The organism is Gemmatimonadota bacterium, assembly GCA_009838845.1.
Lineage (GTDB): Bacteria > Latescibacterota > UBA2968 > UBA2968 > UBA2968 > VXRD01.
In genome coordinates, this window is record VXRD01000123.1 from 26834 (window position 1) to 34894 (window position 8061).

Consider the following 8061-nt stretch of genomic DNA (forward strand, 5'->3'; position numbering starts at 1 on the left):
TTCCTTTTCACTTCTCTTGGTAGAAATTCAACTTGCATACGGTGAAATTTTAACTATCCTTACGGCTACACATATTTTTTACTGCGATGGAAGGCGGACGTCATGATTGAAATGCAGGTTGTGGATTTACGTCAAGATCATACGGAACAGAACGTGGTGTGGCTACAAAGTGTTGAAGGCAGTGTGATGGTACCCATTGAAATTGGTCCTGTCGAATACCGGTCTATCCGCTCAGAAATCGCAGGCAAATCTATGCCGCGACCTCTCGCGTATGATTTGATGTGCGCGATGCTGGCACATTTTGATGCCGAAGTTGAAAAAGTGCAGATTGTCGATTTAAAAGATCATATTTTTTACGCCGAACTCATCCTCTTTGCTCGAGGAGAGCAAGTGCGTTTAGACGCCCGCCCCAGTGATAGCATTGTGCTGGCACTCAAATTTGGCGCGCCCATCTATATGGATGCCAAAATCATTCAACAAGTGGGATTCAAAGTCCGCCGCACCGAATACGGTTATGAGCTTGAGCAGCTAAATCCACCCCATGAACAAGACACACCTGAAGAACCCGTCTTAGACATCGCGCAGGCAGCCGATCAGCCAGTACAGGGTGTTGATTCGCAGGGGCAAGATATGGATCCCGATGAATTGCTGGAAGTTTTGAAAGAACAGATGAATAAAGCTGTCAAGGAAGAGCGATACGAAGACGCGGGAATAATTCGAGATGAGATTGAGCGGATAGAAGAGAAAAGTAAGACGTAAGAGGACTGCCCCCCTCTCACGTCTCACTTTTTACGTCTCACCGCCTTTTAAACAGGTAGCAACACAGTGCTATGCGCTTCGACATGGCCGATATTCTCGTCGATTTCGCTGCGGTTCATCATCCCAACAGTAATCGCGTCAACCGCTGGAATATCGAGAACATAGTGAATCGCATCGCGTGCGGGCAGGTCACCGCGGCCCACGACTTTCATCCCGTAAACGCCGATATCATTGGCATCCATTTCCTCTAAGATGGGAACAACGCGTTCGGGCGGACCATCCATATTCTTCCCGGCATAGTTGATACGCGCCAGAACAACATCGACCCATGGGGTGATGGCCGCTTGCTGGAAGGCATCAATATCGTGACAGGAAACACCGTGTGCGCGAATGATGCCTTTTTGTTTTTTATCGGCAAGGACATCCATAACACCCCGATAGGAACTGGGCCAGTCTTCATCTGTCAGACAATGCATAAGCACGATATCGATATAATCCGTATCTAACTCGCTCAAAATGCGATCCATATCGCGCTCTGCCTCATGGGCTGTTGTCGCACGAATCTTGGATGTAATCACAACCCGCTCGCGATCGATATGCTCCAATGCACCTGCGAGATGGGCATGACTGCCGTATTGATCGGCACTATCCCAAAACGTGACGCCTCGTTCAAAGCCATAGATAAGCAAGTTAACAAGTTCGCGCGTCCCCAGATCCGTCTGATTGGAACGCCCGCCCCAGCCATTGGTACCAGTACCAAAACTGAGTTGAGAAACCAATATACCAGTCGTGCCGAGTTCGACGGTTTTCACGGTAAACTCCTTTCCGTCTTCTAAGTTTTTTGTCCCAATTGTTTGTATATTAAAGCACAGTCTTGCATCCGTCAATGGAATTTGGTCCCCTCTCCTATGAGGAAGGAATATTACCACCATGAGACTCGGGCTAATTGGATTGCCGCAGGTCGGTAAAAAAACGCTATTCCGCTTACTAACCGGACACACAGGTGAAATGGGACAGGCAAAAGTACGGGACGAGCGATTTGATCGGCTGGTAGAAATGTACAAACCCGCACGCGAAGTACCTGCGGAAATGGCATTTGTACTATTGCCCGACCTGGACACACAGACCGAACGCAACATACCTGTTCTTCAAGACCTGGAGCGGGTAGATGTAATCTGCTTCCTCGCCCGGGTATTTGAAAACGACACCGTCTTTCACATAGCGGGCGACGTAGATGCCAAACGCGACATACAGGCTCTTTGGGAAGAATTATTGCTCGCCGACCTGATCTTTGTAGAAAAGCGACTGGAGCGAATAGCACAAGACCGGCACACAAAAGACAGGCTGAGAATAGAGCAAGAAAAGGACTTAATGACGCGCATGCAGACGCATCTGGAAGCAGGGAAACCCCTGCGCCAGTTTGCACTGACCTCAGACGAAGTAAAACTCACATCCAGCTATCCCTTCTTAACCACCAAAGCAGTAATCGCAGTGCTAAACACAGACGAAGACCAGATCGGCGACGACGGAATTATAGATGAAATAGCCGCTGATTTTGCCGACTGTGGTTTTGAATGGATTGCAATATCCGCACAGATCGAAGAAGAAATCTCCCTGCTCGACGACGAAACGCGCGAGGAATTTCTCGCCGACCTCGGCATCGAACAACCCGCACTGGATCGGCTCACCTTATTGTGTTACAAAACCCTGGGCTTGATCTCATTCTTCACAGTAGTTAACGACGAAGTACACGCATGGACCATCCCAAAAGGCACCCTATCACCAAAGGCGGGCGGCGCAGTTCACGGCGACATCGAGCGGGGATTCATCCGGGCCGAAGTCATGCGCTACGAAGACTTAATCACACTGGGAGACGAACAAAAAGTAAAAGCAGCGGGCAAGCTCATGGTCAAAGGAAAAGACGCAGAGATCTTTGATGGCGATGTAATACACTTCTTGTTTAAGGTTTGAGATTGGCCCTGTTATTTTCCTTTACATACAGCCCCTTTTTGCATATTATTTCACGCTCCACAAAGATCTGTATCACCACAACAGGAGATCGCATAATGGCCGCCAAAATCTCGGAAATATTCACTGAATACGAAGAAGCAAACAAAGACCTGGAACCCACCACCAGCAGGCTGGATACCGAACAAGAAATCCCGGTGGAAAAATACTGCTGCATCACGGGTGAAGCGGTAAAATCGAGCTTTTGCCGTTATCCCGACCCAAAAGAAGACACCATGATGGTCATATCAAAAGAGCAGATGCTATTGCACTCCCGCAATGGTGGCAATATTTCACAGATATTCAAGCAAGTATTGGCACTTCGCAGAAAACGGGAACAGTAAGAAACGCCCCATCGCGGTATCCATCCCTCACCCCTTTCGAGAAATGCGCGTGCAAGACGGCGTTTTGAAATACGGCTTTGTGGGTCCAGCACTGATCTTTCTGATCGCGTTCAACATCTTTCCCCTCTTTTACAACATCTACCTCAGCTTTACCGATGCCGAACTCAGTGGCGGCATTGCACAACTCGTGGGCGGGCGCAACTACGGCGTCATCTTTGACGACACGCGCTATGGCACTGCCCTTCGCACCACCGGACTATTCGTGGTCCTGGCAGTCGCGACCGAACTCCTTCTCGGCTTTGCCCTTGCCCTCGCCCTTCAAAAACCCTTCTGGGGCAAACCCGCCATCACCACCATACTCCTGGTACCCATGATGCTATCTCCCGCAGTTATGGGCCTGTACTGGAACTTTATCCTCAATGGTCACTACGGCGTCGTCAATCAAGCACTATCCGTCTTTGGCCTCTACCAACCGCAATGGCTGACCGACCCCGATTTGAAGCTCTTCTCCATCCTGATGATCGACATCTGGATGTGGACGCCGTTTATGATGCTCATTGCCCTTGCCGGTCTCAATGCCATTCCCAACCACCTCTACGAAGCCGCGGCCATTGACCGGGCATCCAGATGGACCGTCTTTCGGCGCATCACCCTACCCCTGTGCTCACCCCTCCTCTTTCTCGCAGTCCTGCTGCGCACCACAGATGCCCTCAAGCAATTTGACCTCGTCATGGCTGTCACGGGACCCAATGATCGCGCGACCCAAACATTGAGTGCCCTCCTCTATCAAGTCATGTTTCGCGGATATAAAATCGGACTGGGCAGCTCTTACAGCATCGTCATCCTCCTCATCGTCATCGCACTCGCAACTATTTTCATCCGATACATCACCAGCATCCAGGCAAAACAGGGGAGGGAAAGCGCGTGAAGAACTTGAGATGGCTCGTTATTATCCCGTATTTTTGTCTCGCCACACTGCCCCTGTGCTGGCTTTTTCTCACCTCCCTGAAAACTCAGGAAGCAGCGATCAGCGCCACAGCCTCTCTCATGCCAACCACCGCTGAAAACATCGCGCCCGGAGGCCTGAGTTTCGCAGCCACATCAGACGCCTATCGCAAACTGGCAACACCACATACGGGCAAAGCACACGCATTTTTTCACTACCTCTTAAACAGCGTCATCATCGGCCTGCTCAGCACCCTGACATCGGTCGTCCTCGGAACGGGCTGCGCGTATGGATTTAGCCGATTTCGCATTGCAGGTGCGCGGGACTGGCTGTTCTTCATCCTCTCGACCCGCTTCCTGCCCCCACTCGCCGTCGTAGTCCCCGTACTGATGATGTACCGCGTCTTCAATCTGCCCAACACACACCTGGGCCTCATTCTCCTCTACACGGCATTTAACCTCTCGCTCGCGGTCTGGTTGATGAAGGGATTCATAGACGAAATCCCCCGGGCGTATGAAGAAGCCGCGCTCGTCGATGGATACAGCCCACTTCAAGCATTTTACAAAATCATCTTACCCCACTCTGCAACCGGCATGGCTGTTACCGCCGTCTTCTGTCTCATATCCGCCTGGAATGAATACGGCTTTGCGCTCGCGCTCAACAACGCCGAAGCCATCACCGTACCCGTGTATTTTGCCGGACTTCAGGGCAACATCCAGGGCATCCCCTGGCCGCAGATTGCCGCGGGCGTCCTCATCTTTGTCGTGCCAATCGTAATCTTCACAGTACTCGTCCGCAATCATCTGCTGCGGGGTGTGACATTCGGAACAATTAAACAGTGATCATGCCATTTCTCGAACTTCAAAACCTCCAAAAAACCTACCCCGATGGCACGCGGGCAGTCAGGGGTATTGACCTGCGTGTTGACAAAGGGGAATTTATCGTCCTCCTGGGACCCTCGGGATGTGGCAAAACAACCACATTGCGGATGATCGCGGGACTGGAAGATCCAACCGGCGGACGGATCACCTTCGACAACCAGAACGTCACACACCTGCCGCCATCTCAACGCGACGTGGGCTTTGTCTTCCAGTTTTACGCCCTCTACCCGCACATGACCGTCCGCAAAAATATCGCGTTCCCTCTCGAAAACATCGGCACATCCCCCGCAGATACCGAAGCGGCGATAGACCGAGTTGCCCACGCCCTGAGTATCGAAACACTACTCAACCAATACCCCAGACAACTTTCAGGCGGAGATCAACAGCGCGTCTCTCTCGCCCGTGCAATGGTGCGCACACCGGACATCTATCTCATGGACGAACCCCTGGGCACACTCGACGCAGAACACCGATTGGAACTCAGGGCATTTATACGCCGCCAACAACTATCACTCTCCATAACAGCCATCTACGTCACACACGACCAGGAAGAAGCCCTGAGCCTGGCAGATCGCATTGTCGTCATGGACGGCGGCAAAATCAGACAAATCGGATCCCCATCAGAAATCTACAACCATCCCGCAGACCTCTTTGTCGCAAATTTCGTCGGCAGCCCGGGCATGAATCTATTAACCGGACAAATTGTGCAACGCGAGAACGGACTGTCCTTTACCCGTCCGGATACAGACATTCACATCCCCATCCACGCGAACATCGCGCCCGCGCAAATCATCTTTGGCATGCGCCCTGAATTTATCCGCCCTACCAACCGCGGCATACCGGGCAAAGTCATCCTCAGCGAATACCTCGGCAGCCACGGTTACGTACACGTAGATACCCCAATAGGCGAACTAATCATGCGCTCAACCGACCGCTTCGCCATCGGAGAAACAATCCACCTGCACCTGAATGAAACACATATTCGCCTGTTCGATCCAGATACGGAAACAGCCCTCGCATGAATGCCCCATTTCTCAAAATCACTAACCTGTCCAAAAACTACGGCAAAACCCGGGCACTCTCGGAAATCTCACTCTCTCTCCACGCCGAAGAACTCCTCGTCGTCCTGGGCCCAACAGGCGCGGGCAAAACAACGCTCTTGCGCATCATCGCGGGCCTCGAAGCAGCGGACACCGGGCGTATAAAAGTCAATGGCACAGACATAACCCATCAGCTACCTGCAGAACGCGACATCGCCCTCGTCTTTCAAAACTTCTCGCTCTACCCCAACAAAACCGTGCGCCAGAACCTCGCATTTCCACTCCAGGCACCCGGGCGCAACCTCTCCAAAACAGACATAGCAAACAGAATTTCCCACACCGCCGACCTGCTTCGCATAACCCCGCTTTTGGACCGACCCGCCACGAACTTATCCGGCGGCGAAATGCAACGCGTCGCAATCGGACGCGCCATCGTGCGCCAACCCCAACTCTTTCTCATGGACGAACCCCTCACCAACCTGGATGCAAAATTGCGCGAAGTATTGCGCGTCGAACTCATCCGCCTCCAGCGCGACCTGCACACGCCCATGATTTACGTCACCCACGACCGGGTTGAAGCCCTCTCTATGGGCGACCGAATCGCCGTATTATCCGAAGGGAAAATCCTGCAAATCGGTACCCCCGAAGAAATCTACCAGCAGCCCAATTCCCCGACCGTCGCCCGTCAACTTGGCTATCCCCCCATCAACACCATAGACGTCCACAAGCAACAAGACCAATGGTTCACAGCCTCGAATCAACCCCTCATGACCGCAGACCACAACGCCCCTTCAAACGCCACCCTCGGTATCCGTGCTGAAAATATTTCACCCCGTGGAGGCGAAATCCCCGCGACCATCGAAGTCGTCGAAGACCTCGGCGCATCGACCATCTTGCTCGCCGACTGGGCGGGTCAACCCATCCAGATATTGACCTCCGGTGAACAACAGTGGCGCGTCGGAGATGAGATATACCCGTCTATTGACCCGGACCGCGTTCTGGTGTGGGGAACCACAGATGAAAACCCGTAGATCAGGAGTATCGGTTGTTTACTTTGCGACTGGGTTTGGATATATTCTATAGGTGACCATTACTGAGATGCCTCTCTCATTTTTAAGGAGGACAATCACAATGGGCAATGATATAACTACAGAAGCGACAGTCACGCTGAGCATTCAGCAACTGGAAGGACTTATCCGCAAGGTGGTTCGTGAAGAACTCATCGAATTGGCAAAACAGAAACCAGAAATTTTCAACCTCGATAAGAATGCTCCGCTTTATGAGGACATGGAGGATATTCTTAAAAGAAAAAAATCAGGTCGATTGAAGTTTTATACGCACGCAGAAATTTGGGATGAATGAATATCAAGCGTTTTAGCGAGTGTTGGATGTATCACGCGATTTCCCTTATGTTTATCATCAAAAAACCGCCCTTTAACTTCAAAGAGCGGTTTTTTATTTTTTTCTACGTCCTGTGATTCAGCCTTGCTGGAAGAACCTCCAAATTTTATACTGATTAGTGCAAGAATGTATCCAGACATATAGACTAAGCAGCCATTTCCAACCTTGCCGAGTATCAAAGATGATAAAAACTTACGCACTCATCACATTCCTTGTATGCGTCTTGTCGAGTACCAGTTCAGCCTACCAACTTATTGGCACAGCTGCATTATCCGAAGAACTCATCGTCCAGCATTACACCATCAATCCCAGGCTCGACGCCGTTATCGTTGTAGATCGAACCACTCCCACCTTTGAATACCAGACTTTCTACTGCGCTGGCTCGGCAGATGAGGAGGAGGGTAAACAAGGACGGCTACACTTCTTAGAGCATATCATGGCAGGTACTGGAAGCCATGAATATGGAAAACTCAACCAAATCATTGTCGAGAATGGCGGGCAAAGAAACGCCTTTACTTCTACTCATTATACGCACTTCATACTGAGATTTCCGAAGGACAAACTTGACCTCGCAGTTGAGATAGACTCGGAAAGATATTACAACACAATGATAAATGAGGAGGTCATAGAAAAGGAGAAGAAAATCGTATTGACAGAAAGAAGTCGTAGCTTACCAAACTTAA

At 50.9% G+C, this 8061-nt stretch carries 9 protein-coding genes and 1 pseudogene; 9 read left to right on the forward strand and 1 reads right to left on the reverse strand.

All coding sequences use genetic code 11. The annotated features are described in order from the left end of the window. Positions 1-102: 102 nt before the first annotated feature. Positions 103-759: a bifunctional nuclease family protein gene (locus F4Y39_16665; protein ID MYC15355.1), complete on the forward strand. Its 657-nt coding sequence runs from the start codon at positions 103-105 to the stop codon at positions 757-759. A gap of 47 nt (positions 760-806) precedes the next feature. Here the strand turns inward: F4Y39_16665 and F4Y39_16670 are convergent, their stop codons facing one another. After that, positions 807-1691, reverse strand: coding sequence for an aldo/keto reductase (locus F4Y39_16670; GenBank protein MYC15356.1), 885 nt, complete (start codon positions 1689-1691; stop codon positions 807-809). On the opposite strand from F4Y39_16670, the gene ychF reads away from it, so the two are divergent. The 8 genes and pseudogenes from ychF to F4Y39_16710 form a co-directional block, all read left to right on the forward strand. Then, entirely contained in the window at positions 1690-2730 is a 1041-nt protein-coding gene (gene ychF / locus F4Y39_16675) for a redox-regulated ATPase YchF (protein ID MYC15357.1), read from the forward strand. The genes F4Y39_16670 and ychF overlap by 2 nt on opposite strands. 95 nt (positions 2731-2825) lie before the next feature. Beyond that, complete coding sequence (locus tag F4Y39_16680) at positions 2826-3110, forward strand: hypothetical protein (GenBank protein MYC15358.1); 285 nt, start codon at positions 2826-2828, stop codon at positions 3108-3110. Continuing rightward, a complete protein-coding gene (locus F4Y39_16685; GenBank protein MYC15359.1) occupies positions 3046-4038 on the forward strand; it encodes a sugar ABC transporter permease in 993 nt (330 codons plus the stop codon). Before F4Y39_16680 ends, F4Y39_16685 begins: the two co-directional genes overlap by 65 nt. Further along, positions 3917-4898, forward strand: a pseudogene (locus tag F4Y39_16690) (carbohydrate ABC transporter permease). Before F4Y39_16685 ends, F4Y39_16690 begins: the two are co-directional and overlap by 122 nt. A gap of 2 nt (positions 4899-4900) precedes the next feature. Next, positions 4901-5959, forward strand: coding sequence for an ABC transporter ATP-binding protein (locus F4Y39_16695; GenBank protein ID MYC15360.1), 1059 nt, complete (start codon positions 4901-4903; stop codon positions 5957-5959). Further along, on the forward strand, positions 5956-7008 hold the full coding sequence (locus F4Y39_16700) for an ABC transporter ATP-binding protein (protein MYC15361.1): 1053 nt from the start codon (positions 5956-5958) through the stop codon (positions 7006-7008). Before F4Y39_16695 ends, F4Y39_16700 begins: the two co-directional genes overlap by 4 nt. Before the next feature lie 100 nt (positions 7009-7108). After that, positions 7109-7339, forward strand: a complete 231-nt coding sequence (locus F4Y39_16705) for a hypothetical protein (GenBank protein ID MYC15362.1) — start codon at positions 7109-7111, stop codon at positions 7337-7339. Between the two features lie 220 nt (positions 7340-7559). Then, positions 7560-8061, forward strand: a 502-nt coding sequence (locus F4Y39_16710; protein MYC15363.1) for an insulinase family protein, incomplete at its 3' end; no start/stop codon positions are given.